We start from the raw sequence: 26,719 nt of genomic DNA on the forward strand, positions 1-26,719 counted from the left end.
CATGGCAGACGGACAGCAGGAGCACCCAGGAAGAGAGCCGCAGCCGGTCGTCGTGACGGGGCTCGGCATGGTCTCGGCCCTGGGCCGCGACACCGACGAGTGCTGGCGCGCGGTGCGACGCGGCGCGGCCGGCATCAAACCGGTCGATGTGGTCGACACCGACGGGCTCGTCACCCGTCTCGGCGGACAGGCACCGCTGGCGGACGAGCCGGGCACGGACCGGTGTTTCACCCTGGCGCGGGCGGCCGCGCTCGAAGCGGCCGAGCACAGCGGTCTGCCCTGCTCCGAGTACGCCCCGGAGCGCGTCGGTGTGGTCGTCGGCAGCAGCCTCGGCAGCACGCGCAGCATCGAGAGGTTTCACGCCCAGTGGCGCAGTCGGGGGCTCCGCCACGCCGACGTACGGCTGTTGAAGGGGTACGGCCTGCACAGCGTCGCCGACCTGCTGGCCGCGCGGCTCGGCTTCACCGGTCCCCGTGCCCTGATGTCCAACGCCTGCGCTGCCGGTGCCGTGGCCATCGGCTACGCCCTGGAACTGCTGTGGAGCGACGAGGCCGACGCGGTGCTGGTCGGCGGTGTCGATCCGCTGACCGGCCTGTCGTTCCACGGGTTCAACAGTCTGGGGGCGCTGGATCCGGCGCCCTGCGCCCCGTACACCCGCTCGGCCGGTCTGAGTCTGGGGGAGGGTGCCGGTTTCCTGGTGCTCGAACGGCAGGACGCGGCTCTCGCCAGGGGGGCGCGGGTGGTCTGCGAGGTCGCCGGGTACGGGCTGTCGGCGGACGCGCACCATCAGACCGCGCCCGACCCCGGCGGCAACGGTGCCTCACGGGCTATCGCCGCGGCGGTCGCCTCGGCCGGCCACGAGCTGGGCGATGTCGATTACATCAACGGGCACGGCACCGGAACCCCCACCAACGACTGCGTCGAACCGAAGGCGATCCGGCTGCTGTTCGATCCGCCGCCCCCGGTGAGCTCCACCAAGTCGATGCTCGGCCACACCCTGGGCGCCGCCGGCGCGATCGAGGCCGTGGTCTGCGCGCTCGCCGTCCGCGAGGGCGTCCAGCCACCGACGGCCAACACGGCGGGCGTGACGCGTTCCCCCAGCGGGCTGGACATCATTCCGGAGATCGCCGCCCTGCGTCCCACCGGTGTGGTGGTGTCGAACTCCTTCGCGTTCGGCGGCAACAACGCCGCGGTGGTGCTGCGTGATCCGGATCGTGGTGGCGGGCCGCCGCCCGCCGCCGTGGCCGCCGCCTCCCCCCGCCGTGTGTGCATCACCGGCATCGCGGGGCTGGCGGGCTCCGCCGCAGGCCACGACGCGCTGCTGGCGGCACTGCACGACGGAGTGTCCGTGTACGGGGAGCGGATCGAGGTGCCCGGCTACGGATCGCGCCCGGCCGGGGTCGTGGACCTCACGGCCGCCACCGCGGGCATCAACCCGTCGGTCCTGCGTCGCATGGACCCCACCAGCCGGCTGGCGGCCGCCGCGGTGGCGGAGCTGCACCGGCGGCACGGCCGCCCGGACCGCGCCCGCGCGGACACCACCGGTCTCATCTTCGGCACCGGCCTCGCGCCGATCACTCCGGTCGAGCAGTTCCACCGCGGGGTGCTCAACGACGGGGCGGCCGGAGCCAATCCGCGGTACTTCCCCAACACGGTGGTGAATGCCGCGGCCGGGCATCTGGCGATTCTGCACCGGTTCCGCGGCCCTACGGCCACCGTGTCGACCGGCGGCACGAGCGCGCTCACCGCCCTGCACTACGGCACCCGTCTGATCGCCCGCGGAGCGGCCGACCGCGTCGTGGTCGTGGTGGCCGACGAGTGCCCGGCGGCCCTCCTGGCCGGTCATGTCAAGATCCCCGGCTTCCTCAGCGACACGGAGGTGCGGCCCTTCGGTGGTGACGGCACCGTGCTCGGTGCGGGGGCCGTGGCGGTCACCCTGGAGTCCTACGCCTCGGCGCAGGAAGCGGGAGCCGCGCCCCTGGCCACCGTCGCCGCCTTCGGCCTCGCCTCGGACGACAGCGGAATCGCCGGGCTGCGGCCCGACGGCGAGGCGTGGTCCCGCTCGCTGCGCGGAGCGGTGGACGGCGCGGGGATCTCGGCGGACGACGTCGGCATGGTGGTGTGCGCCGCCATGGGCCGGCCGGCCGTGGACGACACGGAGACCACCGCGCTGCGCGCGGCGGGCCTGGCCTCCCGCCCTCTCGTCGCGCCCAAGGCGGTGCTCGGCGAGACCTCGGGCTCCGCTCCGGGACTGGGCCTGCTGGCCGCGGTCTCCGCACTCGGCGACGGCCGGATTCCCGGCACGCGCGGCATCGATTCGGCACCCGTCAAGCTGCCGGGTCTTGTTCCGCAGGGCGGGTTGCGCTCGGACGTGGGCCACGCCCTGATCTCCGGCTTCGCCTACGGCGGGAGCTATCTCTCGCTCGTCGTATCGAAGGAGGCGGTTTGATGACCACCACTCCCGCACGGGCCACGCCGTACGCCCTGCAAGCGGAGGGCCTCGGTAAACGATTCGGCGACCGGCAGGCCGTCGCGGCCCTGTGCCTGTCCGTGCGGGAGGGGGAGATCGTCGGCTTCCTCGGCCCGAACGGTGCGGGCAAGTCCACCGCCATCGCCATGCTGACGGGCGCGCTGCCCCCGGACCACGGCACCGTCACGGTGTGCGGGCACGACCTGTGGGCGGCTCCGGCACGCGCCAAGCCCCTCATCGGCGTGGTCCCGCAGGAGATCGCGCTGTACCCGTCGCTGAGCGCCCGGCAGAACCTGGAGTTCTTCGCGGAGGTGTACCGGGTGCCGCGCCAGGAACGGGCGTCGCGGATCGCCTGGGCGCTGGAGGTGGTGGCGCTGGCCGACCGCGCCGCCGACCGGGTCACCGGCTTCTCCGGCGGCATGCAGCGCCGGGTGAACATCGCCGCGGCGCTGCTGCACCGGCCGCGGTTGCTGTTCCTGGACGAACCGACGGTGGGGGTGGACGCGCAGAGCCGGAACCAGATCTTCGAAACGGTGCGGGCCCTGCGTGCCGACCTCGGGATGTCGGTCGTCTACACCAGCCACTACATGCCCGAGGTCGAGGAGTTGTGCGACCGCGTCGTCATCGTCGACCAGGGCCGCGTACTGGCCGAGGGAAGCCAGGAGGAACTGGTCGCGCCACTGGGCGGGAGTGTCCTGTACTGGAGCCCGTCGCGGTCCGAACTCGCCGCCCTGACGGACGGGATCGACACCCTGGCCGACGCGCTGCGCGGGGCCGGCGAGGTCTCGGTCACCACCGGACCAGGCGGGACCCCGGTCCTGCGGGTCCAGGCCACCGCCCCCGATCGGCTGTTGCGGGACCTGTCCCGTACGGCCGCCCGGCACGGGCTTTCCCTGGCCGGCGTGCGTCTGGAGCGGCCGGGGCTGGAGTCCCTCTTCCTCGACCTGACCGGCCGTGACATACGGGAGGAACACTGATGTTCGCGATGATCCGCAAGGAACTGCGGGTTCTGCTGCGGGACAAAGCAGCGCTCGTCACGCTCTTCCTGTCCCCCGTGCTGTTCATCACCGTCATGAGCCTCGCCCTGGGCGGCTCGTTCAGCGAACTCGGCTCCGACGCACCGAAGTTGCGGATAGCCGTCGTCGACCAGGACGGCAGCGTCCCCGCCCGGGCGGTGACCCGGGCGCTGGGCGGCAGTGACGACCTGCGAGTGGTGACGGACGACGCAAGCGGCGGTGCCCTCACTCAAGCGCAGGCGTCCGCGCAGGTGCGCAAGGGTGACCAGTCGCTCGCCGTCGTCATTCCGGCCGGGTTCGGGGACGACGTCGGCGATGGCGGCACGCCGAAGGTCTCCTTGATCGTCGATCCGAGCGCCGCGCGTCAGGCGGTGGACCCGCTCAAGTCCGCCGTGGACGGCGCGGTGCGCGGCGTCGCGGTGCACACACGGGCGGCGTCGGCCCTCTCCCGGGAGATACGCACGAGCACCGACCCGGCACGGCGCGCCGAACTACGCAGTCAGCTGTCCCGGCTGACGGTGCCCGAAGTGCAGGCGAAGGTGTCGTACCCCGAGGGCATGACGCCGCCCCGCTATCCCACGGTGTATCAGCAGAACGTGCCCGCCTACACGGTGATGTACGTGTTCTTCATCGTCACCGTCATGGCCGGATCGCTGATGACGGAACGGCGCGAGGGCACCTTCCGCCGGCTGTTGTCCTCCCCGGTGCCTCGATGGCGGCTGCTGCTCGGCAAGATCACGCCCTACTTCCTCGTGGCGCTGGTGCAGGTCGCCACCCTCACCGCTTTCGGTCACTGGGTGTTCGGCATGGACCTGGGCGAGCATCCGGTGGCTCTGCTGCCCATCGCCGCCGCGACCGCGTGCTGCGCGGTCGCGATGGGGCTGCTCCTGGCGTCCTTCGCGCGCACCGAGACGCAGGTCAATTCGATCGGGACCATCGCCGTGCTGGTCCTGGCAGCCCTGGGCGGCTGCATGGTGCCGTCCGTGTTCATGCCGTCCTTCATGCAGGACATCACCATCTGGACACCACAAGGCCGCGCGCTGCAGGCCTTCCAGGATGTGCTGGTGCGGGGCGCCGATCTGCCCGCCGTGCTGCTGACGTCGGGGCTGCTGGTGGGTCTCGCGGCCGTGCTGTTCGCCGTGGCCCTGCCGCGCTTCAGGTTCCTCCGGTGAGCCGGGCACCCGCGGCGGCGGAAACCGCAGCGCCCGGTGGGCGGCAGGTGATCCATGTCGTGCTCAGCCGGACGGACGGGTTGCCGAGGGATCCGCTCGGGCGGCACACCAGCCCGGACGGAATGAGCCTGCTGCGCAGCGCCGTGGAGCAGGTGCGCGACAGCGGAACGGAAGCGGCGGGGCACGGCCGGCTGCTTCCCGCGCCGCTGGGCGGCGCGCTCCCCGCGGACGCCCGGGAGAGCTGCCCACCGCCGCTGCACTTCCCCGCCCGTACACCCGACGGCCGGTGGCACTGGCCTGCCGCGGGCTGGTACGCGTCGGTGTCGCACTCCGGCGCGCTGGGCGCCGTGGCGCTCACCAGGGGCGGCTGGGTCGGCATCGACGTCCAGCACGAGGTGCCCCGCAGGCACGCCCTGTCCCGGCTCGGCGCCCTTCTGGGACACCCGGCCGGGACGCCCGCGTCGATACGTGAATGGGCGGAGGCAGAGGCCCTGCTGAAGGCGCAGGGGAGAGCCGGCCGTCGACCGGAGCGCCTGGCCCCGCTGCCGTCCTGGCATCCGGGGTGGCGGCAGACCGTGGCCGGCTGGTGGATCTGCAGCGTCCCGCTGTCCCGTTCCGGCACCCAGCTCGCGCTCGCGGCGCGCCGCCCGCTTCCGGTGGCGGCCCAGCCCTTCCCCTCGGGCGGCCCGCCCGGCTACGCGGCGCCCGCACGGACGGACGCGTCGGCATGAGCGGCGCACCGCAGGCGGCGTACGACGCGATCATCGTCGGCAGCGGCATCGGTGGCCTGGTGTGCGCCGGGTACCTGGCCGCCTCGGGGCGGCGGGTGCTCGTGCTCGAACAGCACGATGTCGCCGGCGGCAACAGTCAGGTCTTCCGGCGCCGTGGTGCCTTCGAATTCGACGTCGGCGTGCACTATTTGGGGGACTGCGGCCCCGGCGGCATCCTCCCCGCGGTGCTGCACGGGCTGGGGCTGGCGGGCCGGGTGCGGCTCCGGGAGCTGGATCCCGACGGCTTCGACGTGCTGTCCTTCCCCGGCACGACGATCACGGTCCCGGCCGGCTGGCAGGCGTACACCGACCGGATGTGTGCGGCGTTCCCCGGCGACGCGGACGGCATCCGCACCTTCACCGGCATTTGTGCGCGGCTCGGCGCGGTGCAGCGTGCCTCGCTCCTCTCCCCTTCCGGGCCGGGAGGCGGACAGGGGGCGCCGGCGGGCGCTCCGCCGCGAGTGCTGCGCTGGGCCCGCCGGCCGCTCGCCGCGCTGTTCGCGCACTGCGCGCTGTCCCTCCGTGCCCGGACGGCGCTCGCCGCACAGTCCGGCAACTACGGGGCTCCGCCGTCCGGTGTGGATGTCGCCGGGCATGTCGCGGTCCTCGACCACTACCTGCGCGGTGCGAGCTATCCGGAGGGCGGCGGGCAGCAGTTGGCCGCCGCACTCGTCGAGGCGCTGGAGGCCGCGGGCGGCGAACTGCGCACCCGCACCCGGGTGGAACGCATCCTCGTGGAGGGCGGCCGGGCCGCCGGGGTGCGGCTGGTCGACGGGAGTCGCGTCCAAGCTCCCCTGGTGGTCTCCGGCGCCGACTACCTGCGAACGGTGCTCGACCTCACAGGGCCCGAGCACTTCCCCCCGCAGTACGTGCGGCGAGCCCGTACGGCGCGCATGCGCCACCCGGTGGCGGTCCTCTACGCCGCGCTTGCGCCGTCCTTCCCCCGCGCCTTGCCGGCGAACCTGTGGTGGCACCGCGGCTGGGACATCGACGCGGCCTACGAGGAGCTGTCGTCGGGGCACCCGCGCAGCCTTCCCTTCGTCTTCGTCTCCACCGCCTCGGCCAAGGACCCCGGCTCCCCGCACACCGGTCCGCCCGGCTACCACAACCTTCAGATCATGACCCCCTGCGCGCCCGGGTTCACTCCCGGGGAAGGCGGCAACTACCGCCGGGATCCTGCGTATCGAGCCGAGAAGGCCCGGATGCGGGAGTTGCTGCTGGATGCGGCGGAGTCGGCGCTGGGGCCGGTCCGCGCGCATCTGGTGCACTCCGAATACGCGGGCGCGCTGACCCACCAGCGCTTCACCGGCTCCTCCGGCGGCACCCCGTACGGCCTGGCCAGGTGGGGGCAGCAGGGCGCACGCCCGGACCACCGCACGCCGGTTCCGGGACTGTTCGTCGTCGGACAGAGCGGGCGGTACGGCAGCGGCATCACGGGCGTCGCGATCAGCGGCATCCAGTGCGCCTCCCATCTGTTGCGGCGGGCCCTCCTCCCCGAGGTCCACGCGGGCGAAGTGCTGCTGTCCCCGGACCTGTTGCCGGCCCGCGGCCCCGGCTGGGACGCGCTGCGGGTGTCACGGGGCGCCGCCCGGCGCGCGCTGCCCGGCATCGCGCCCATCGGCCGCCCGCTCCGGAACCGCACCGTCGTAGCAGGCCGTCGGCCGCCGATCGAGGAACGGAAGGAAACCCCATGAACACATGCCACCCCCACCGCTTCAGCGTCGTCACCGCCGCGCAGGTCGATTCGGTTCTGCGGGGCCGGGAGCGGGAGACCGCGCAGGTCGTCGAGGAGGCATACCGCCTGCACGGCGCGGGCTCCACCGTCAACCCCCCTTCGGCGTTCCTCCGCTTCACGGACCGCCCCGACGCCCGCATCATCGCGCTCCCGGCGTCCCTCGGCGGTGGAGCCGGGGTCGACGGCATCAAGTGGATCTCCAGCGTGCCCGCCAACCCTGCCGCCGGCCTGCCACGCGCCTCCGCCGTCATCCTCCTCAACGACCAGGCGACCGGGCGTCCGGTGGCCTGTCTGGAGGGCTCGCTCATCAGCGCGGCACGTACCGCGGCGTCGGCCGTCCTCGCCGCCGGCCGGCTGTCGGCCCACCGGCCGCGGCCACGGCGGCTCGGGGTGATCGGCGCCGGTCTGATCGCCCGGCAGGTCATCCGGCATCTCACGGCGGACGGTTGGGACTTCGACGCCACGCGGGTGTACGACACCTCGGCGGGGCGGGCCGCGGGCCTGACGGCTGAGCTGGCGGCGGTGCCAGCCACGGGCGAGGCCACGGTCGCGTCCGACGCCGCCGGAGTGCTGCGGGAGAGCGACCTGGTGCTGGTGGCCACCGTCGCCGGGGAACCGCATCTGACGGATCCGCGTGACCTCGCGCACGGCCCGCTGGTGCTTCACCTCTCCTTGCGCGATTTCGCTCCCGAGGTGCTGCGCGGGGCCGTGAACGTCGTGGACGATCTGGATCATGCGCTGCGCGAGGGCACGTCCCTCCAGCTGGCCGCCCAGCAGTTCGGTACGAGCGATCTGGTGGCCGGGACGCTCCACGACGCGCTGACCGGCACGCTGCGGGTGCGCGATGCCGGGCCGGTGGTGTTCTCGCCCTTCGGGCTCGGCGTCCTGGATCTCGCGCTGGCGGCCCATGTGCTGGCCCGGGCCCGGGCCGCGGGCGACGACACGGTCGTCGAAGACTTCCTGCCCGACGGGCCCTGAGCGACGCGGCACGGCCCGCCTGCCGCTCGCGCCCCTGCCCCACCTCGCATCGGAGCCCAATGTGCCGATCATCTCCACCCCCCTGGACTACAACGAGGAACACCTCTACATCGATCTGCGACGGCCGCTGGGACTGGGCCTCCATCTGAAGTGCGAGGGCTTCAACTTCGCCGGTTCGGTGAAGCTGAAGGCGGCAACGGCGATGGTCCGGGCGGCGGAGCGGGAAGGCGTGATCGGTCCGGGCTCGGTGCTGGTGGAGTCCTCGTCGGGCAACCTCGGCATCGCACTCGCCGTCATCGCGGCCAGCCGCGGATATCGCTTCGTGTGTGTCACCGACCGGAACTGCAACCGGACCGCGCGGCAGCTGATGGCTGCGTACGGGGCGACGGTGCACGTCGTGGACGAGCCCGGCCGGGACGGCAGCCTGCTCGGTGCCCGATTGAGCGCGCTGCGCGAACTGCTCGCCACGCACCCGGACTTCGTGTGGCTCAACCAGTACACCAGCCGGCAGAACTGGCGGGCGCATTACGAGACGACGGCGCCGGCGCTGGCCGCGGAGTTCCCTCGTCTCGATGTGCTCTTCGTCGGCGCGGGCACCACGGGCACCCTGATGGGCTGCGCCCGCTGGTTCCGGCGGCACCGTCCCGGCGTGCGGATCGTCGCGGTGGACAGCGTCGGTTCGGTGTCGTTCGGCCGACCGCCCGTGCCGCGCCGCATTCCCGGTCTGGGAGCCGGAGTACGGCCACCTCTGCTGGATCGGACGATCGTCGACGAGGTGGTGCACGTACCGGAGGCTCGGACGGTGCAGATGTGCCGGCAGCTCGCGGGGTGCGGTTTTCTGCTCGGCGGCTCCTCGGGCACGGTGACCGCGGGCGCCGCCGAGTGGCTGGCCGCGCGGCCCTCGCCCGGCACGACGGCCGTGGCCATCGCCCCTGATATGGGCGAGCGTTACCTCGACACGGTGTACCGCGACGACTGGGTCCGGGCCGCTTACGGAGCGTCCGTGCCGGACGCCGACCCGGACGCCGGCTGACCGGCGGCCGGGCCCGGGGCGCGGCGGTCAGGCCCCTCGCTCCCGCACCAGCTGGGTTAGTTCGTTCGGAGTGAGGGGCTCACCACGGTCGTTGAAGACGTCGAGTCGCTGTCCGTTGAGTTCCATCTGCGGTGTGCCGTCGGGCCCCGAACGCTGGAATTGCTTCCCGACCGATTCCGCCCACGGCAGGTACCTGAGGTCGCGGACGGCCGCGTCGAAGGAGGGGGAACGCAGTCCGTGGACCCGGGCGGCGAGGTCCAGGAGATGTCCGGCGTTCCCGAAGCCGTCGTCCGTCTCGTCGGGCTGGTGGGCGAACAGCTCCTCGTGCAATCGCTGAAAGCACGTCAGGTCCTGGTCGGCGGCGGCGCCGAGGGCGCTGACGGCGAAGCGGGATCCCTTTCCACCGGCCGTCCGGTCGATGAACACCGCGAAGTGGTAGTTGACCTTGACGGTGCCCTGCTCGGCGAGGCGCCGCACCTCCTTGCCCACCGACCGTTCGAGGATTCCGCACATCGGGCACCGCGGGTCCTCGTACACGTCAAGGGTGTTCTTGGCACGCGCCGAGCCGTAGCTGATGGTGGTGGGGTCCTTCGGCGCGGCGCCTGCGGGGACCTTGACCGGGCCGCTCGCGGCCCGTGCGACGGAGGGATCGTCGGCCGAGCGGTCGGCGAGCAGTTTGCCCAGGACGCCGATACCGGCCAGCGGCACGATGCAGCAGGCGACCGCTGTGGCGCGCCGCCGGCGCGTCCGCCGCTCCTTGGCGCGCTGGGTCTGCGCGCGGAGGGTGGCGCTCGCGGGGCGCCGCACACCGGCGCCGACGGGCTTCTTCTGGTTGCTCATACGGGCAGCGCTCTTCCTGGACGATGACGGGGAACCGCGCCAGGGTGCCGGAGGAGGATCAACGGAACGCTAAATCGGGGCCGGCGGAACGCAATGCACGACTCAGCAGGCGCCGTCATCCGCCGGCTCCTCCGCCGCCGAGCCTCCGGCCGCTTCGTGTCCCCGCTCCGGGAGACTGGATAAATCAGTATGCAACGGCACATTTCATCACTGGATGGCCTTCCTCCAGTACTCCGCTAATGCACGGGTCCGACCATCAGCAGCAGGGCCCCACGCGGCCCCACGGGACCCGCCGGTCCGACCAGGCGCAGCGGCCACCGGCACCCCGGCAGCGTCACCGACGAATGCCTGGAGGACACGTGACCGACGCAGCAGCCGCCCCCGGCCCCACGGAAGCGTCCGCTCATGCCACGGACGCCACGGACGCCCTGGTCGCCACGGGGCTTGGCCACCGATATCGCCGGGGCTGGGCACTTCGTGACTGCTCCTTCCGATTGCCCCGAGGGCGGATCTGCGCTCTGGTCGGTCCGAACGGCGCCGGCAAGTCCACCCTGCTCTCGCTCGCCGCGGGCATGCTGGCGCCGAGCGAGGGCACCGTCACCGTGCTCGGCCACCAGCCGAGTGCCTCGCGCGCACGTCGGCGGGTGGGATACCTGGGGCAGCGCAAACCGCTCTACCGGCAGTTCACGGTCGAGGAGACGCTTCGCGTCGGACGGGAGCTGAACGGCAACTGGGACCAGGCCCTGGCCGAACGCCTCGTCGAGGAGGGATCGGTGCCCCTGTCCGCCCGCATCGGTGCGCTCTCGGGCGGCCGGCGCACCCGGGTGGCGCTCGCCCTCGCGCTGGGTACGCGCCCCGAACTCCTGCTGCTGGACGAGCCGATGAGCGATCTGGATCCCTCCGCGCGGCGGGAGTTGGCCCGGATCGTGCGGCAGCAGGCGGCCGAGCACGGCACGACTGTCCTGATGTCGTCCCACGTGTTCGCGGAGCTGGAGGACACCTGCGACCACCTGGTGCTGATCAGCCACGGCAACCTCCGCCTGGCCGGGGAGACCGACCGGATCCTCAACGCGCACCACCACCTCTCCGGCAACGCGTCGCAAGCGTCACTGCTCTCCCACCCTTCGATCATCGCGTGCCGGGAGCATCTCGGCAGGCTCTCGGCGATCGTGCGGCTGGACGATCCGGTGCCCGGCAGGTGGACGACCACCCGACCGGAGCTGGCGGAACTGCTCCTCGCCTATCTGGGCGCCCCGGCCGCCCCACCCATGATCACCGAAACGTCCCGTGTCGAGTTGGGGGGAAGCGCTCATGAGGGCCACGGCCCCGGATGACATCGACGGTCACCACACCCGCGGTCTGCTCTGGCTGGCCTGGCGCCAACGACGCACCGCCTACCTGGTCTGTCTGGCGACCGCCGTTGTGTTCGCCGTCCACGCCGTCTTCGAGCACCACGGCGCGGTCACCTATATCGAAGCCCATCGCCTCGCCGATTGCACCGGTTCGCCCTCCGCCCTGCCGGAACATTGCGCCCAGCTCGCCACACTCCGGCAGACCTGTGCCTGGCCACTGCGCAATGTCGGCCTTGCCCTGCCGGCGCTGCCCGTGCTCTGCGGTGTCTTCCTCGGTGCTCCGCTGATCGGCCGGGAGTGGGAGAGCGGCACGTTTCGCACGGTCTGGTCGCAGTCGGTCTCACGCGTTCGCTGGCTGGTGGTCGAACTCGCCCTGGCCGTCACCGTCACCGCCCTGGCCACGGGAGTTGTGGCGGCAGCAGTCACATGGTGGTGGCTCCCTGTGTCCCCCTACGTGCAGGGCCCGGCGGCCTGGTACGGCACCGTCCCGTTCCTCGTCATGGGTCCGCTGCCGGTGGCCCTTGCCGTCCTGTCGGTCCTGGTGGGGGCTGCGGCCGGTGCCCTGCTGCGCCGCACCGTCCCCGCGCTGGCCGTCACGCTGGTCATCGTGGGCGGCTTGTACTGGGCACTGGACCACGTCCGCTGCGGGCTGTGGCCGGTCGACACCCGGAACGCCCAGGGCGGTGAACTCCCCAACCTCCTCCTCACCCGGAGCTGGAGGGTGGCCGGCGGCTACCGGACGGTGAGCGGCGACCGCCTCCCCGACGACATCTGCGGGGTCGAGCGGACGGCCGGCTGCCTCCGGCACCTCAACGTGACCGGCACCTGGACGGAGTTTCATCCGCCGTCGCACCTCTGGCCGTTGCAGGCCACCGCGACGGTGATGTGCCTGCTCGTGGCGGTGGTCCCGGTCGTCCTGTGCATCCGGCGGATCCGCCGCGGCGAGGCTTGATCGCGGCCTGCACGGCGGCCGGTCGCGGATGCTTCGGGGCCATGAACGCCCCTGCGGGGCCGACGGCATGCGCCGGCCCCGCCCCGGGTTCCGTGGCACCCCTGCCCGCTACCTCGTCAGCGCCGCCGCCGGACTCGTCTCCCGGTCACCGGGCGTGTCCCGAAGTGCCGGATGTTGCCCCGACCCACGCCACGGCGCACCGCGCAGCGGGAAGGCCACGCACACCGACGCCACGATGAGTGCGTTCTTGATGATGTACTGCCCCTCCAAGGTGGCGACCCCGAACGAACGCCAGGTGACCTCCGGGAACAGCAGCAGCGGGGCGCAGGCCCCGGCCACGTGCCCGAGCACCGCATAGGGCACCAGGGCCGCTCTGGGTATGACGACGACCGCGACGGCGATGCCCACTTCGACCGCCGCCGTCAGGAGACGGGCCGGTGACCCGTCGATCAGGCCTGAGGTCAGCTTCTCGACGGTGGCGACGGCGAGGTCTTCGGCGGGACTCGCGCCGGCGAAGAACTTCGGGAGGCCGAACCACAGGTACACCAGGGCGAGCGCGAAGCGCACCACTCCGACCGCCCATGGTTCGCCTGCGGGGCCCTCCAAGGGGCGCTGCGCATTCGATTTCACGCTTCCTCTTCTCTGGCACAATGGGCCCACAAAGGGCACCGGTCAGCTGATCTTTGAGTCGCATCCACGTTTTCCGCGACACCCTCTTCGGCCACCGGCCGCGGCATACCAGCCGCAGGAAATGATCGAAGAAGGCATGGTGGCGCCCCTCGTCGCGGGCGTGATCGTGAATGGTCCGGTAGATCGCCGGATCGACGTGCACCGCCTCGGGGACCCCTGCCGGCGGCGCGGATCTCAGCATTCCCGAGATGATGACGAAGAGAATCTCGGCGATTTCCCGGTACGGAACGGGAGTTCCCCGAGAAGCTGGTCCAGTGGCGCAGAAAGAGCGGCGCTTCCGTGAGATCGGACGCCACTCGCTCATGTTCCCGACCCGTCACCACAGTTCGAGGGGGAAGAGTGTGTGATACGCCTCGTTGCCGTACGTCTTCAGTGCGTCGAGCCGCCTCCGCTCGGGTACCGGGATTCCGAGTGAACCGTGTGCGATGCCCGGCACCGTCCGCTTGAACCCGCCCGGGAGACCCCTTCGCGGCGAACCGTCGGGGAGAGCGTCCGGAACGCCGGGGGCCCACCCCGCCGGTAACTCCTGTACCGGGCAAAGGGTCAGGACCGGGCAGCCGACAAACATTCCTACCGTTTCAGCCATGTTGCCTCCGAGTTTCAATTACCGAGCCCTCCGGGTAGGTCACTTGCGAACAGGAACAGATACCCGGGGGTTGACCACGCAAAGAAGATCACGCGCGACGCTCAGCGGAAACTAACGAAGCATTAGAGGAAGGCAAATCCCCGCGCAGAAGGGAGTTCGCATACATCCGTCTTGAGTTGTCAGAGGGTGAACGGACATGCTTGCATGAGGTGACCACACGTCAGGCGCGCAATGGCGGCGCTCCGCCCGGCCCTTCCCCGCGCGAACGGTTCCGCTCGGACCCCACGGCGCCTTCGGCACCGCTCGAACGTCGAGGAGAAACCACCGGGTCAGTGCGTGCGCCAACTCCCCCTTGCCTCCTCTTCCTTCAATGGAGTTGTCCTGATGGCCGTAGCAGTGGTGCGACACGTGCCGTACGAAGGGCCCGGGCTGATCCGCCAGGCACTTCTGGACCAGGGTCTGACCGTCGCGGTGGTGCGTTCCTACGCGGGCGACTCCCTGCCGGACGCGGACCGGATCGACGGGCTGGTCGTCCTGGGTGGCCCGATGAGCGTCACCGAAAGCGGACGCTTCCCCTTCCTGGAGGTGGAGCGTCGACTGATCCGCACGTGCGTCGCCCGCGGCGTCCCGGTGCTCGGCGTCTGCCTGGGGGCACAGCTGCTCGCCTCCGCGCTCGGGGCGGACGTCCGAGCCGGCGGGCTCGAGGAGGTCGGGGTGGGCGAAGTGTTCCTGACGGATGCGGGGATGCGGGACCCGCTCCTGGCATGTCCCGACGGCAGGTTGCCCGTCTTCCACTGGCATCAGGACACCTTCACCCTGCCGGTCGGTGCGCAACTGCTCGCCGTGTCGAGCGTCTACCGCAACCGAGCCTTCCGCTTCGGCTCGGCCTACGGCTTCCAGTTCCCTCTCGAACTGGACGCGGCGACCGTTGAGGCCATGACGCCCCACCTGCCCGCCGGAGTCACCGTCCTGCACGAGGACGGAGAGCGGATAGCGGAGAATGGGCTCACGGTCCTCCGGCGCTGGGCGGCTCATACGTCCGCCAACAGGGGCTTTCAGCAGCCGCGTTGAGGGCCGCGGGGCTCCACGAGCCAGGCGCGCCCGTGTTGTCGTGTCGCCACCTGCCGAGGCCTCTCCCCGGCACGGCAGGCTCTTCGCACCGCTGCCTACCGCTGCACGCCGCTTCCCATCCGTTCAGACCGCGGGATCCACCAACTTCAGCCCCACGCCCCTCACGGTGTGCAGATACCGCGGGGCCGCCGCCGACTCGCCCAGATGACGCCGGAGCGAGGAGAGGTGGACGGCCAGCGTCTTGTCCCCGCCCAGGACATCGCTGCCCCACATCTCGGTACGGAGTTCGCGCCAGCCGACCACCCGGCCCGCGTGAGTGACGAGATGGGCCAGCAGCTGGAACTCCTTGGGCCGCAGTTCCAGGGGCCGCCCGCTCAACGCGGCGGCCTGCCCCCGCAAGTCCACCTCCAGCCGCCCCACCCGCATGCTGTCCTTCTCCTCCGCCCCGCGCCGGCGGCGTACCACCGCGTTCAGCCGTGCGTTGAGTAAGGCGGCGGTGAAGGGCTTGACGACGTAGTCATCTGCCCCTGCCTCCAAGCCCCGGATGACCTGGTTCTCCGACTCCCGGCCGGTCGCGGCGACGATGGGGACCGAGGTGACCGTGCGGAGCATCCTCAACACCGTCAGACCATCGAGGTCCGGCAGCCCCAGGTCGAGTACGACCAGGTCGGGGCCCCAGGTCAGGGCCGAGCCCAGACCGGTGGAGCCGCTCGCGGCCGTGATGACCTCGTGGTGCAGCGACGTCAGGCCCTGCGCCAGCAGCTCCCGTACTGCCGTGTCGTCCTCGACGATCAATATCCGCACAGGCACTCCCCTTCGCACCGCCTCTGACCGCGGGAGCGTCACGAAAGCGGTAACCGCCACGCATACGCGGGCCCCGCTTCGCGCTCCGCACGCCATGCTCTCCTGTCAGGTTTCACGCAGGTCAAAATCTGTATGTGCGCAGGGTTGGACTGCGATCGCCGACGGCGCGCCACGGCGATCGTGGAGCGCGGTGCCGTCCGCACGAGGTGCAGCCGGCCGGTGTCGCCTTCCGGCTGGACACCGCATGCATCATGACCGCGAGCCCGCCGGACCGGCACTGGGGGCGCCGGGCCGATCGGCCTCCCCCGATCGGCGGGGACGGATCGTCCTGTCGGCGTCCGATCAACGGATACCGGCCGGACCGGACGGCGGCGAAGCTGGAGGTACCCGACATCCGGCAGGTGCCGCGCGCCGATCCCGGCCCGGCAGCACGGAGAGCGAGGTGGAATCCTGCCGTGGCACGCCTCCTGATCATCGACGACAACTCCCTGCGCGGGCAGCAACTGCTGCACGTCCTGCGGCGGAGACGGCACACGGTGCACTTGACCCGGTGCTGCTCCGAGGCGCTCCGGCTGTCCGCACAACGTCAGCCGCACGCCGTCCTGCTCGACCTGGATCTCCCGCCGCGCCAAGGTTTCGCGCTGCAGGAATTCCTGCGGCGTTGCGCCCCGGCGCCCGTCGTGGTGCGTGGCGAGGAGCAGCAGATCATTTCGGCGCTGCATGCCGGGGCGGCGGGCTACATGCCCGCGTCGTGCTCGGCCGAACTGGCCGCCCTGCACCTTCACACCCTGTACCTCTGGGACGCCGACGAACCGGATGTCGAGGTCGGCGGGTTGCGGATCAGCGTGCGCTGCCACCGGGTCACGTTGGACGGACGGGAAGTGGACCTGCGCCCCACGGAATTTCGGCTGCTGCTCCACCTCACCCGCAGCAACGGTCGTGTGGTGAGCCGTGCCGAGCTGGCCGAGCTTCTGTGGGACGGCCGGCGGCTCCATGCGGAACGGACGGTCAATGTGCACCTCTCGGCGCTGCGTCGCAAGCTCGGCGAGAGCGCGGCCCGCCCGCGCTACGTGCACAGCGTGCACGGTGTCGGCGTCCGGCTGAGGGCACCGTGAGCAGGGAGGGCGCCGTGCGCTGCGTGAGCACCCTGCGGAGCCCGGCGACGACCTGCACGGTGGTGGTCGCCGCGCCGTCTCACTCCGCTTCAGTCCAGGAGACCGCGCCGCATGGCGACGGCCACCGCTGCCGCACGGTCGGAGACCTCCAGCTTCTCGTAGAGGCGCTGGACATGGCTCTTGACCGTGCTGGTGCTCAGGTAGAGCTCCTCGGCAATCCGGGGAACGCTGCTGCCTCGGGCGAAGGCGACCAGCACCTGCTGCTCCCGCTCGCTCAGGACAGGGCGCTCATCCGCCGCCCGGGCCCTGATCTCACCGGCCAGGTCACCCATCAGAGCCGGTGGCAGCGCCGTCCCGCCGCCTGCCACATCGAACACCGCGGCCACGATCTCCGCCCGCTCGGCCTCCTTCGACAGGTATCCGGCGGCGCCTTCCTGGAGGGCGCGATAGACCACCGCACTGTCCGTGATGGCCGACAGCAGCAGAACCCGGGTCGGACTCCCGTCGCGGGCGAGGGCCCGGACGACGGCGATGCCGTCGGCCCCGGGCAGTCGGTAGTCGACGACCGCGACGTCGGGGCTGTGCGCGGCGATGGCGTCGATCGTCCCGGGACCGTCCTCGGTCTCGGCGAGGACCCGCAGCCGCTCACTCGCCCGCAGTGCACGGGCGATGCCTTCCCGGTAGACCGGGTGGTCGTCGGCGACGATGACCGTCACACGGTCCGGCTCCTTCACACCCGCTCCTTCCTTCTGCCCGGTGGCGAGAGGCAGCGCATTGCCCGTTCGTGGGGGAATTCTATCGTCGGGCATAACCTGAGCCGTTACTCCGAAGCCGACCGCAATTCCCGACGCGGCGCCCGGCCGCCGTTACGCAGGCCGCCCGGCGATCCACGGATACCGCCGGGCGGCCGCCGATCCCGTTTTACCTTCCTTTAATTGCCGCGTGTGAGCATGGCAGTCCGGCGGTGGTCCGCCGCAGCAGGACGCCGTTGCCGGAACACCGGCGGTGTGCGTGCGGCCTGTGCGCCGCGACGTGCACAGACAATGTTCAGTGGAGTGATGGACCCGTTGCGGATCGTACTCATCGAGGACGACGAAGACATACGTGAATCGCTGGCCCACTGCCTGCGGGATCGCCGCCATGACGTACTGACCGCGGACAGCGGATACCGCGGCATGAGCATGGCCGTCTCCGAGAATCCTGATTTCGTCATTCTCGACCTCGGACTTCCCGACCTGGACGGGCTCGATTTCCTCAAGATGGTCCGGTCAAGCACCCAGGTCCCCATTCTCGTGGCGTCCGGGCGGCACGCCGAGTCCCAGATCATCCGCGCGCTGGAGCTCGGTGCGGACGACTACGTCACCAAGCCGTACACGGCCAAACTCGTCGAGGCGCGCATGGCCGCGGTCCGCCGGCGGTACCGGCTGGCGGATGAGCAGGAAGACCTGCAGGTCGGCGAGCTGGCCGTCGACCTACGCGGTCACACCGCCCATCTGGGGCGGCGCAGCCTGCCCCTGCGGCCCAAGGAGTTCCGCCTGCTGTCGTATCTGGCCATGAACGCGGGCCGGGTCGTGACCAAGGACGAACTGCGCACGGAGATCTGGGACGGGGACTACCCCTGCACGGACAAGACCGTCGCCGTCCACCTCTCCTGGTTGCGCCGGCACCTGGGCGAGACGGCTGCCGCGCCGCGTTTCCTGCACACGGTGCGCGGAGTCGGCATCAAACTCGTGGAGCCACCACCATGAGGCGGCGGCTCGCTCTGCTCGCCGCTTTCTGCGCCTTCGTGTGCCTGCTGTTGTTCGCGACGCCGTTCGTTCTCTACGTACGGCACAGCTACCTGACCGACGTGGACCACCTCGCGCAGGTGAACGCGCAGATCATGGCCAGTGCGGTGCACCACCACGAGGCCGGTGACGAGGCACTGATCACCTCCGTCGCCGAGGAACAGGTGTCCGAGGCTCGCGTTGTCGTGTCGATGGGGCCGGGCCAGGTCTACGGCCAGAGCACACCGTGCGTGCTGCGGGCCGGGGCGAACGCCGGCCCGCAGACCCGGACGTCGTGGTGCGGGTCGAGCCGGGTGGCCGTGGTGGCGACCCATTCGCGTCACGACCGGCCCGCGTGGGTCGCCGTGGCGGTGGAGACATCGGGGCAGTGGCACTCCCTGCTCGTCGTCGGAGGGGCCGTCATCGCGGGGCTCATCGTGCTGCCCCTGGCCGCGGTATTCCTCGCCGAGCGGCTGGGGCGGTCCATCGTGCAGCCGGTGGACCGGCTCGTCGCGGCCGCCGGCCGCTTGAGCACCGGTGATCTGTCGGCCCGCGTACGCCCGGAAGGACCGTCCGAACTCCGCGTGATGGGCGAAACCTTCAACCACCTTGCGGGCCGCGTCGCGCATCTGATGGCACGCGAGCGGGAGGCGTCCGCGGACCTCTCGCACCGGCTGCGCACTCCGGTCACCGCGCTGATGCTGCAGGCCGAGGCGCTGTCCGACCCCGCCGAGTCGCGGCGGATGCTGGAGGCGGTGACACGCCTGCAAGGGCAGCTCAGCGCCGTCATCAAGGAGGCGCGCGGGGAGGTCTGCGGTGCTTCGGCCGCCACCACTGACCTCAACCGTGTCGTCGTCGAACGAGTCGACTTCTGGCTGCCGCTGGCCCAGGAACAGGGCCGCGCATGGCAGGTGCGGACGGCACCGGAGGCGCCCCGGGTGGCGATCCCGGAGACGGACCTGGCCGCGGTGGTCGACGTCCTGGTCGAGAACGTGCTGACGCACACCCCGGACCACACCCCCATGACGGCGAGCACGGTCATCCGCAAGCCGTCTCAGGTGACCCTGGTCGTCGAGGACGGCGGCGCCGGCATCTGCGACGGGCGGGCCGCCGAGCGGGGCCACAGCGGGCGGGGTTCCAGCGGGCTGGGCCTGGACATCGCCCGCCGGACGGCGGAGTCGGCGGGTGGCCGGCTACGGATCGGGCCGGGCAGCCGCGGCGGTGCCCGGGTCGAGGTTGTCCTGCCTGCAGTCGGCCCGGGCGTGGGTCCGGGGGCCGCGATGGAGCAGGTGACGCCCCCGGACCGGGCAAGGGGACGTAAGCGGGCGGAGCCGCCGGTCGCGCGCGGCCCGGCGACGTATGTCGTGCGGTGCGCGATCCGCAGGATTCGGGTCGGTGCCGTACGGATCAACCGGGCGTGGCGCCGTCCGGGGTGGCGCCGTCCTCAGTGACGCCGCGCTCGGCCTCCGGAGTGAACGGGAGTCTGACCCGGGCCACGGTGCCGCCGTCAGGGCCGGGAACCACGTCCAGGGTGCCGTCCGCGTCCTCAAGCCGCGCACGGTGTCCGGCCAACCCCACGTGCCCCTCGGCCGGGCTCCGTCGAGCCGCCGCGAGATCGATTCCCACGCCGTCGTCGGCGACGGTGAGCAGCACGGCGTCGGGCAGGGTCTCCAGCCGGATGTCCACGGTCGCCGCCCGCGCGTGCCGCACGACGTTCGTCAGCAGCTCGTTGGCCACCGAGTACAGCAGCTCCTCGCCCGGCACATGCCCGGAGACACGCAGGTCGTAGCGCACGGTGAGACCTCCGCGGTGTGCCGCCCGCTCCCCCGCAGCGCGCAGCGCGGGCCCAAGGCCGGCCGCGGAAAGCACCTGCGGGTGCAGGGCGAATACGGCTTCGCGCAGCTCGCGGACGGTCCGATGGACGGACTCGTCCGCACGGCGGACGGACGGTGCCGCGCCGCCGGCGCCGGTGGCTTCCGCGAGGTCCTGCCCGGCCGCCAGGAGCGTCTGCAGGGGTCCGTCGTGCAGCGCGTCGGCGAGTACGGATCGTTCCCGGGCCTCCGCCGCGATCGCGTCCCGCAGCAGCGCCCGGCGTGCCGCCAGCAGCGCGCTGACCTGCCGCTCGCGGAGCGCCAGGATCGCAGCGATCAGCACACACACCAGCGCCGTCCACAGCAGGAGCGAGGCCTCGGCCGCGGCGTCGCCCTCGGTGGCACGGGTGCCCCCGAAACCGTAGGCGGCGAGCATCGTGACGTAGGCGGCGAGACAGCCCGCGCCGACCGCGCCTGTCGCCTTGGGCAGGCGCCACAACACCGTGGCCACCGGCCAGACGAAGAAGGCGAAGCGCACGGGGGAGTCCGGTCCGCCGGAGGCCAGGGTCAAGCCCACGAGGAGCCCGAGGTCGGCGACGACCGCCACCGCAGTTTGCCCACGGGCCGCGATGCCTGCCGCGACCGGTCGCCCCCGGAGCCATAGAGCCCGCAGCACGCTCCATCCCGCGTACACGACGAGCAGCACGACGAATGTGACGGGATCCGGGAGCGAACCGGCGGCGAGCGTGATGACCAACGGGATCAGCAGCGACAGTCGGGCCGCCGCGGTGTACCAGGAAGGAAGGGTCCACGGCGGAAGCTGCTCCGGCCGGCCCGCCGGGGCAGCCGTCACCGGGCCCCTGCCGCGCCCATCGCTCACCGTCCTCACCGCCTCGGTCCCAGATTCTCCCGGCCCACGCGGCCCGTCCACCGCTGACTCGCCAGGGGACTGTGCCCATCGAGAAGGGCGGACGGTCACGGCAGCGGGCGGACCGCCCGGACGGCGTACCGCGGCTGACGGCGCTTCGACCACACACACTCCGCGCGGCGAACGGGCGGCCGGCGACGACAACGGCCGCCCCGGCATGACGCCGGGGCGGCCGCTTGCCCGATCCGAGGTCAGCCGGTGGCCGAGCGCCCTCGCCACCGGGTCAGCACGAGATGCGCCACGACACCGAAGACCAGGCCCCAGAAGGCCGACCCGATGCCGAAGAGGGTCATCCCGGACGCCGTGGCCAGGAACGTGATCAGGGCGGCCTCCCTGTCCTTCTCCTCCGTCACCGCACCGGTCAGACCGCCGGCCAGCGCGCCGAAGAGGGCGACTCCGGCGATGGCGGCGACCAACTCCTTCGGCAGGCCGGCGAAGAAGACCACGAGGGTCGTGCCGAACGCACCGATCAGGAGGTAGAACGCTCCGCACGCGACCCCGGCGACGTAACGCCGCTTGGGGTCGCGGTGCGATTCGGGGCCGGTGCAGATCGCCGCGGTGATCGCCGCGAGGTTGATGGCGTGCGATCCGAAGGGCGCGAGTGCGGTGGACACCAGGCCCGTCGAGCCGATCAGCAGCCGGTCCTTGGGCTGGTATCCGGAAGCGGTGAGGACGGCCATGCCGGGGGCGTTCTGCGACGCCAGAGTGGCCAGAATCATCGGGACCGCGATGCCGATGAGCGAGGCGATGGTGAACTGAGGCGTGGTCAGCACGGGGCGGGCCAGCTCGATGTGGTCCAGCTGGATGTTCAGCCGTGAGGTGGCCGCGCTGAACACCACCCCGACCGCGAGGGCGATCAGCACGGCATACCGTGGCAGCCACCGCTTGCCGATCAGATAGGCGACCAGGACGGCCCCGGCGATCCACGGTGCGGTCTTCAGCGACGTGAACACACCGGTGCCGAAGGAGAACAGGATGCCCGCCAGCATGGCCGAGACCACGGCCGTGGGGATCTGCCGCATCAACCACCCGAACACACCGGTCAGTCCGACCAGGGTGATCACGACGCCGGTGACGATGAACGCCCCGATGGCCTCCGCGTAGGAGTAGGCCCCCAGGCTGGTGACCAGAAGGGCCGCGCCCGGTGTCGACCATGCGGTGATGACCGGCATCTTGGTCCGCAGACTGAGCCCGATGCAGGTCAGGCCGCTGCCGATGGAGATGGCCCACACCCAGGACCCGGTCTGCGCCCTGTCCAGATGCCCGGCCGAGGCCGCGGCGAGGACGATGACCAGCGGTCCGGAATACGAAACCACGACGGCCACGAACCCGGCGAGGACCGCGGACAGCGACATGTCGCGCAGCAGCCCGGAGCGGCCGGCCGGCTGACCTGATCCGCCCGGCGAAGCCCCTGATCCGGTCGGCGGCGACGCTGTGGCCGTGGTGCCGGCGGCACCGGCAGTACCGGCCTCCCCGGCACTGCCGGCGTTGGTGGTGTCAGAACTCAAGATTCGTCCTTAGCGGCGCGTTCCAAGGCCTGCTCCAGGTCGGCCACGAGGTCGTTCGGATTCTCGAGACCTATGGACAGTCGCAGCATGTCCTTGGGAGAAGTGCTGTCTGGTCCCTCAAAGGTGTATCGGTGTTCAATCAGACTTTCCACCCCGCCCAAAGACGTGGCGCGAATGAACAGTTCACAGTGTTCGGCCGCGCGCAGGGACCGCTGCCACGGTCCGGCGACGTGCAGGGAGAGCATCCCGCTGTAGCCGCCGGTCATCTGCCGGGAGGCGACCTCGTGACCGGGGTCGGTGGGCAGACCGGGATAGGCGACGCGGCTGACCATGGGGTGTTCGGCGAAGTGCTCGGCGACCTCCATGGCCGTGGCCGAAATCTGACGCATCCGCGGATAGAGCGTGCGGATGCCGCGCATCAGCAGATACGTCTCCCAGGGGCCGAGGATCGGGCCCGTAAGACGCCGGTGCAGACGCAGACGCTCCCAGAGGGGCTGGAGGACCTCGCGGTCTCCGGCGTGCTCCGGCGCCGCCACCAGGAAGCCGGCCACGACATCGGTATGACCGTTGAGGTACTTCGTGCCGGAATGCATGATCAGGTCGGCGCCCAGCTCGAAGGGCCGGGTGTGCACCGGGGTCGGGACGGTGTTGTCCACACCGAACAGGGCGCCCGCGCGGTGAGCGATCTCCGCGCACGCCGCCAGGTCCGTCACCAGCCAGGTGGGGTTCGCCGGGGATTCCGCCCACAGCAGCGCGGTCGGCGCCGCCTCCACCGCGGCTGCCACCGCGTCCAGATCGTTCATCGGAACGCGGACGACCTCCAGGCCGCGCTGGGCCCCGAACTCCAGCAGCCACTTCGTGAGCCCGAAGTACATCGTCTGCGGAACCACCACGCGGGCCCCGGCGGGCAGGACCTGGAAGACGGCGGTGGCCGCAGCCATCCCGGACGAGAACACCAGCGCGTCGGCGCCCCCTTCCAGGCCCGCGACCACATCCTCGACCTGTTCGTAGCCGGGCGTGCCCTGATCGCGCAGATAGGCGAAGCCGGCGGGGGTGCTGTACCGGTCGTCCCGCGCGAAGGTCGCGCCCAGCCCGATCGGGGGTGGCACGGCTCCGGTGGTCGGGCAGCGCCAGCCGTCGCCCTGGGCGGCGCGGGTCTCGGGACGGTAGTCCCGGGTCCAAGGGGTAAAGGTCTCGCGGTTGCTCATGATGTCCTCGCGGGAAGGGCGGGCAGGGCGGTACGGAGAGCGAGTTCGGCGTCCTTCAGCGCACGGGAAGGTGCGCCGGGAGACGGAACGTAGTGGTTGTAGTAGCTGGAGCCTTCGGTGTGCGGTCCGAGGAAGAACAGCCCGGTCTGCACGTCCCCGGCCGAGCCGATGCCCTGGCCTTCCCGGGTGACGGACAGTCCGGGGGCCCGGGTGCCGCGACTCGCCATGGTGCAGACGCGGCCGGCGGCGACGAGCCTGCCGAGCAGCGAGCCGGGCAGCCGGTCGGCGCCGGGCTCGGCGAGATGGGCGAGGACGACGTGGTCGACCTCGACACGCTCGGGCCGGGCCAGGCAGGTGGATTCCAGGCGCCAGGGTCCCTGTCCGCTGGGCGCGGTGACCTTGGGCCGAGGCCCGGGGCCGACCCGGAGCACTCCTGCGTCCAGCAGGGAGAGCAGTTCCACCGACCGGTCCAGCTGAGGGCCGATCACCAGGCGGTTGACCGTGGCGGCGAACTCGCCGAAGAAGTAGTCGAGCGACGGATCGTCGACGCCCGGGGCATCGACGACGGACCGGAGAGCGTCGCGGTGGTCGCGCAGCACCTCCAGAGCTTCCTTGACGGGGCTCACGCCCAGTCCGTCCCTGGCCTCGGCGAGGTCCATGCCGATCTGCAGGGTGAACCATTCGGCGTAGTCGCCCTGTTCAGGCCACTGCCGGTCGGTGAGCTGGTCGGTGAGGACACCTTGCAGCGGGAAAGGGCCGTGCTCCGCACGCAGCTCGACCAGCAGGCCGTCGCAGCCGGACTCGGCCACGCGGCGGGCGAACTCAGCACCCACGCCCAGGATGTCGTCACACCTACGACCCAACAGCGTTCGGTAGTAAGCGAGTTCCATCTCAACTTCGACCAGGGACAGCACGTCCTCGGCAAAGTTGATCCGGCCGTCGGAGCGCCCCTCACGCAGCGCCTGGATCCGGTCGGGCGTCAGCGAGAGGGGTACGAAGCGGGCCCGCCCGGGATGGAGAACGGGCCGGCTGCGCGACGGCAGGCCGGAGCGGTTGGCCAGCACGATCAGCGGCTCCTCGCCGCTGGGTATGTAGCGCAGTCCGCCCTCTTCGGCCGGCTCGTGCCTGCCTCCACGGCCCAGGGTCAGGGAGGCGATGACGTCCATGGCGGTCAGCCCCATGCCCAGTACCGCGACGCGGTCGCCAGGTGCGATGGCGTCCAGGGCCCTCGGCAGCGGGTACGGACGGGTGATCAACCGTGGCTCGTGCGGTGGTTCGGCAGGCAGATACAGGGAGTGGTGCCCGACGGTGACGAAGGCCGCGTCGGCGTGCACCCGTCCCCCGTCGTCGAGGACGACGACCTCCCCGCCGCCGGGGGCCGGCAGCACCTCGCGGGCGGTGGTGGCGTGGCGTACGAGCGTGAAGCACGAGGGCGCCGCCACGACGATCCGCTGTGCCGCCCAGAGCAGATACTCACTGAGCAGCCGACGGGGCAGGAAGTCGTTGGACCGGATCTCCCGGCCGTCCGCCGTCCCCTCCCCCGCCTGCGTCTCGCGCACGGTGTATCCGTCCGCCGCCAGGCGTAACCCCCTTGCACGGCACCACTCGTAGAGGGACGGGCCGTCCACGCGGGCAGGACCTTCGACCATCTCTTCGTCCGCGAAGGCGGTGATCTGGGCGCAGACGGTGTTCAGCAGGAGGTGGTCGGGCTGGTCGTCGAGGTGGAATCCGGGGCCCAGGGGCCTTGGGTCCACCAGGTGGACGGTGACGGGGAAAGGATCCGCCAGACAGTGACTGACCAAGCGCTCGATGATGCCGAGGCCGCGCGAACCGGCGCCGATGACGGCGAGGGTGGTGTGCCGCCCGCCGGTCGGCGCGGTCGGCTCGGCCGCGGCCGGGGACTGTGTGGTCACCATCGCCGCGTCTCCCCGAAGAACTGGGGAATCGCGATGGCCGTGCCGGCCTCGCGCGCCTGCTGCAGGACGTACGCGCCCACCGCGAGGTCGAGTACACCGAGTCCGAACGGCGAGAAGATCACCGGCCGGTCGGCGGCCACCGCCACGTCGCCGTTGAGGACTCCGGCGAGCGTCCCGGTCACGAAGTCCCGTGAGCCGGTGAGCTGTTCGGCCAGGTGGGGCGAGGTGTTGGCCTTCAGGCAGTGGTCCACGTCGTCGAAGATGTTCTCCGCCGCCAGCACCACTTCGGGCGCCAGGTCCCGCAGCGAGACGTTCAGCACGACCTGGCCCGGCTTGAACGCAGTGGTGACGTACGGCTCCAGCGCGGTCGTGGCGAAGACCACGGTCTCCGCCTCCAGCGCGGTGCCCAGATCGTCGGTGAAGGAGGCAGCGCACTGCTGTGTGGTGCGCAGATGCTCCACGAGTGCCTGTCCCGACTCCTGGTGGAGGTCGTGTACGAGGTAGGCGTCGGGCGCGCAGCCCGCGGCGTGCAGGTAGTCGCAGATGTTCCGGGCGATGACGCCGCCGCCCACGATGGCGATTCGGGTCCCGGCGAAGCCGCCCGGGCGCAGCGCGGTCGCGGCGACGGCGGCGGAGGCCGCCGTGCGGGCGGCGCTGATGTTCGCGGCCTCCAGGCAGGCGACCGGGTAGCCGGTCTCGTAGTCGTTGAGGATCAGCACGGCCGAGGCGCGGGGGTTTCCGGCCTCGGTGTTCTTGGGGAAGCTGGCGATCCACTTGATGCCGGCGAGCTGGACGTCGGCGCCGAGGTAGGCGGGCAGTGCGATGATCCGGGAGTCGGGCTTCTCGGGAAACCGGAGGAAGTAGGAATCCGGATTGATGGTTTCCCCGGCCTCATGGCTGCGATAGGCGTCGCCGACGATACCGAGGACCTCGGCACGTCTGCTGCTGAGCACGTCGCGAACGGTCTCGCCCGCCACCACATCGAAGTCGAACACGTT

22 protein-coding genes are annotated in these 26,719 nt (G+C 71.5%); 13 read left to right on the forward strand and 9 right to left on the reverse strand.

Going from position 1 to position 26,719, the window contains the following annotated elements:
• The first annotated feature begins 1 nt into the window (after position 1).
• The 7 genes from ACGFZW_RS01925 to sbnA all read left to right on the forward strand — a co-directional run bounded on the left by ACGFZW_RS01925 (position 2) and on the right by sbnA (position 9,174).
• Positions 2–2,449, forward strand: a complete 2,448-nt coding sequence (locus tag ACGFZW_RS01925) for a beta-ketoacyl synthase N-terminal-like domain-containing protein (RefSeq protein ID WP_393891010.1) — start codon at positions 2–4, stop codon at positions 2,447–2,449.
• A complete protein-coding gene (locus tag ACGFZW_RS01930; RefSeq protein ID WP_393891011.1) occupies positions 2,449–3,447 on the forward strand; it encodes an ABC transporter ATP-binding protein in 999 nt (332 codons plus the stop codon). The genes ACGFZW_RS01925 and ACGFZW_RS01930 overlap by 1 nt, the downstream gene beginning before the upstream one ends.
• Complete coding sequence (locus ACGFZW_RS01935; RefSeq protein WP_393891012.1) at positions 3,447–4,658, forward strand: ABC transporter permease; 1,212 nt, start codon at positions 3,447–3,449, stop codon at positions 4,656–4,658. The genes ACGFZW_RS01930 and ACGFZW_RS01935 overlap by 1 nt, the downstream gene beginning before the upstream one ends.
• Positions 4,655–5,389, forward strand: a complete 735-nt coding sequence (locus ACGFZW_RS01940) for a hypothetical protein (protein ID WP_393891013.1) — start codon at positions 4,655–4,657, stop codon at positions 5,387–5,389. The genes ACGFZW_RS01935 and ACGFZW_RS01940 overlap by 4 nt, the downstream gene beginning before the upstream one ends.
• Positions 5,386–7,122 carry a phytoene desaturase family protein gene (locus ACGFZW_RS01945; protein WP_393891014.1) on the forward strand — a complete coding sequence of 579 codons (1,737 nt, stop codon included), beginning with the start codon at positions 5,386–5,388 and terminating at the stop codon, positions 7,120–7,122. Before ACGFZW_RS01940 ends, ACGFZW_RS01945 begins: the two co-directional genes overlap by 4 nt.
• Complete coding sequence (sbnB, locus tag ACGFZW_RS01950) at positions 7,119–8,141, forward strand: 2,3-diaminopropionate biosynthesis protein SbnB (RefSeq protein ID WP_393891015.1); 1,023 nt, start codon at positions 7,119–7,121, stop codon at positions 8,139–8,141. The genes ACGFZW_RS01945 and sbnB (ACGFZW_RS01950) overlap by 4 nt, the downstream gene beginning before the upstream one ends.
• Positions 8,142–8,202: 61 nt before the next feature.
• Positions 8,203–9,174, forward strand: a complete 972-nt coding sequence (gene sbnA / locus ACGFZW_RS01955; RefSeq protein ID WP_393891016.1) for a 2,3-diaminopropionate biosynthesis protein SbnA — start codon at positions 8,203–8,205, stop codon at positions 9,172–9,174.
• Positions 9,175–9,201: 27 nt separating this feature from the next.
• Here sbnA and ACGFZW_RS01960 read toward each other — a convergent pair whose 3' ends face one another.
• Complete coding sequence (locus tag ACGFZW_RS01960; RefSeq protein ID WP_393891017.1) at positions 9,202–10,014, reverse strand: DsbA family protein; 813 nt, start codon at positions 10,012–10,014, stop codon at positions 9,202–9,204.
• Between the two features lie 359 nt (positions 10,015–10,373).
• On the opposite strand from ACGFZW_RS01960, the gene ACGFZW_RS01965 reads away from it, so the two are divergent.
• Together ACGFZW_RS01965 and ACGFZW_RS01970 are read left to right on the forward strand one after the other, a co-directional pair.
• Complete coding sequence (locus tag ACGFZW_RS01965; RefSeq protein WP_393891018.1) at positions 10,374–11,348, forward strand: ABC transporter ATP-binding protein; 975 nt, start codon at positions 10,374–10,376, stop codon at positions 11,346–11,348.
• Positions 11,326–12,318, forward strand: a complete 993-nt coding sequence (locus ACGFZW_RS01970) for an ABC transporter permease (protein WP_393891019.1) — start codon at positions 11,326–11,328, stop codon at positions 12,316–12,318. The genes ACGFZW_RS01965 and ACGFZW_RS01970 overlap by 23 nt, the downstream gene beginning before the upstream one ends.
• Before the next feature lie 108 nt (positions 12,319–12,426).
• On the opposite strand, the gene ACGFZW_RS01975 is transcribed toward ACGFZW_RS01970, so the two are convergent.
• On the reverse strand, positions 12,427–12,948 hold the full coding sequence (locus tag ACGFZW_RS01975; RefSeq protein ID WP_393891020.1) for a hypothetical protein: 522 nt from the start codon (positions 12,946–12,948) through the stop codon (positions 12,427–12,429).
• 1,030 nt (positions 12,949–13,978) lie between these two features.
• Between ACGFZW_RS01975 and ACGFZW_RS01980 the strand changes: the two genes are divergently transcribed.
• Entirely contained in the window at positions 13,979–14,665 is a 687-nt protein-coding gene (locus tag ACGFZW_RS01980; protein WP_393891021.1) for a type 1 glutamine amidotransferase, read from the forward strand.
• A 123-nt stretch (positions 14,666–14,788) separates the two neighbouring features.
• Here ACGFZW_RS01980 and ACGFZW_RS01985 read toward each other — a convergent pair whose 3' ends face one another.
• Complete coding sequence (locus ACGFZW_RS01985; RefSeq protein WP_393891022.1) at positions 14,789–15,469, reverse strand: response regulator transcription factor; 681 nt, start codon at positions 15,467–15,469, stop codon at positions 14,789–14,791.
• A gap of 455 nt (positions 15,470–15,924) precedes the next feature.
• On the opposite strand from ACGFZW_RS01985, the gene ACGFZW_RS01990 reads away from it, so the two are divergent.
• The gene (locus ACGFZW_RS01990) at positions 15,925–16,584 is read left to right on the forward strand and encodes a response regulator transcription factor (RefSeq protein WP_393891023.1); all 660 of its coding nucleotides are present in this window, start codon (positions 15,925–15,927) and stop codon (positions 16,582–16,584) included.
• Between the two features lie 89 nt (positions 16,585–16,673).
• Here ACGFZW_RS01990 and ACGFZW_RS01995 read toward each other — a convergent pair whose 3' ends face one another.
• Positions 16,674–17,318: a response regulator gene (locus tag ACGFZW_RS01995; protein ID WP_393891024.1), complete on the reverse strand. Its 645-nt coding sequence runs from the start codon at positions 17,316–17,318 to the stop codon at positions 16,674–16,676.
• A 333-nt stretch (positions 17,319–17,651) separates the two neighbouring features.
• On the opposite strand from ACGFZW_RS01995, the gene ACGFZW_RS02000 reads away from it, so the two are divergent.
• Positions 17,652–18,332, forward strand: a complete 681-nt coding sequence (locus ACGFZW_RS02000) for a response regulator transcription factor (RefSeq protein WP_393891025.1) — start codon at positions 17,652–17,654, stop codon at positions 18,330–18,332.
• Positions 18,329–19,801, forward strand: coding sequence for a sensor histidine kinase (locus ACGFZW_RS02005; RefSeq protein WP_393891026.1), 1,473 nt, complete (start codon positions 18,329–18,331; stop codon positions 19,799–19,801). Before ACGFZW_RS02000 ends, ACGFZW_RS02005 begins: the two co-directional genes overlap by 4 nt.
• Here the strand turns inward: ACGFZW_RS02005 and ACGFZW_RS02010 are convergent.
• The 5 genes from ACGFZW_RS02010 to sbnB (ACGFZW_RS02030) all read right to left on the reverse strand — a co-directional run bounded on the left by ACGFZW_RS02010 (position 19,758) and on the right by sbnB (ACGFZW_RS02030) (position 26,716).
• On the reverse strand, positions 19,758–21,014 hold the full coding sequence (locus ACGFZW_RS02010) for a sensor histidine kinase (protein WP_393891027.1): 1,257 nt from the start codon (positions 21,012–21,014) through the stop codon (positions 19,758–19,760). The two genes, ACGFZW_RS02005 and ACGFZW_RS02010, sit on opposite strands and share 44 nt — an antisense overlap.
• Positions 21,015–21,280: 266 nt before the next feature.
• Entirely contained in the window at positions 21,281–22,456 is a 1,176-nt protein-coding gene (locus tag ACGFZW_RS02015) for a benzoate/H(+) symporter BenE family transporter (RefSeq protein WP_393891281.1), read from the reverse strand.
• Between the two features lie 137 nt (positions 22,457–22,593).
• On the reverse strand, positions 22,594–23,805 hold the full coding sequence (locus ACGFZW_RS02020; protein WP_393891028.1) for a trans-sulfuration enzyme family protein: 1,212 nt from the start codon (positions 23,803–23,805) through the stop codon (positions 22,594–22,596).
• A complete protein-coding gene (locus ACGFZW_RS02025; protein ID WP_393891029.1) occupies positions 23,802–25,721 on the reverse strand; it encodes an FAD/NAD(P)-binding protein in 1,920 nt (639 codons plus the stop codon). The genes ACGFZW_RS02020 and ACGFZW_RS02025 overlap by 4 nt, the downstream gene beginning before the upstream one ends.
• A complete protein-coding gene (gene sbnB, locus ACGFZW_RS02030) occupies positions 25,715–26,716 on the reverse strand; it encodes a 2,3-diaminopropionate biosynthesis protein SbnB (protein WP_393891030.1) in 1,002 nt (333 codons plus the stop codon). The genes ACGFZW_RS02025 and sbnB (ACGFZW_RS02030) overlap by 7 nt, the downstream gene beginning before the upstream one ends.
• Between the last annotated feature and the right edge of the window lie 3 nt (positions 26,717–26,719).

The sequence above is a fragment of the Streptomyces sp. NPDC048248 genome, assembly GCF_043201875.1.
In the GTDB taxonomy this organism is placed as follows: Bacteria; Actinomycetota; Actinomycetes; order Streptomycetales; family Streptomycetaceae; genus Streptomyces.

Coding starts and splice junctions, on each gene's coding strand:
- ACGFZW_RS01925 (WP_393891010.1), top strand. CDS start 2: ATGGCAGACGGACAGCAGGAGCACCCAGGAAGAGAGCCGCAGCCGGTC.
- ACGFZW_RS01960 (WP_393891017.1), bottom strand. CDS start 10,014: ATGAGCAACCAGAAGAAGCCCGTCGGCGCCGGTGTGCGGCGCCCCGCG.
- ACGFZW_RS01930 (WP_393891011.1), top strand. CDS start 2,449: ATGACCACCACTCCCGCACGGGCCACGCCGTACGCCCTGCAAGCGGAG.
- sbnB (WP_393891015.1), top strand. CDS start 7,119: ATGAACACATGCCACCCCCACCGCTTCAGCGTCGTCACCGCCGCGCAG.
- ACGFZW_RS01935 (WP_393891012.1), top strand. CDS start 3,447: ATGTTCGCGATGATCCGCAAGGAACTGCGGGTTCTGCTGCGGGACAAA.
- ACGFZW_RS02020 (WP_393891028.1), bottom strand. CDS start 23,805: ATGAGCAACCGCGAGACCTTTACCCCTTGGACCCGGGACTACCGTCCC.
- ACGFZW_RS01980 (WP_393891021.1), top strand. CDS start 13,979: ATGGCCGTAGCAGTGGTGCGACACGTGCCGTACGAAGGGCCCGGGCTG.
- ACGFZW_RS02005 (WP_393891026.1), top strand. CDS start 18,329: ATGAGGCGGCGGCTCGCTCTGCTCGCCGCTTTCTGCGCCTTCGTGTGC.
- ACGFZW_RS02025 (WP_393891029.1), bottom strand. CDS start 25,721: ATGGTGACCACACAGTCCCCGGCCGCGGCCGAGCCGACCGCGCCGACC.
- ACGFZW_RS01970 (WP_393891019.1), top strand. CDS start 11,326: ATGAGGGCCACGGCCCCGGATGACATCGACGGTCACCACACCCGCGGT.
- ACGFZW_RS01945 (WP_393891014.1), top strand. CDS start 5,386: ATGAGCGGCGCACCGCAGGCGGCGTACGACGCGATCATCGTCGGCAGC.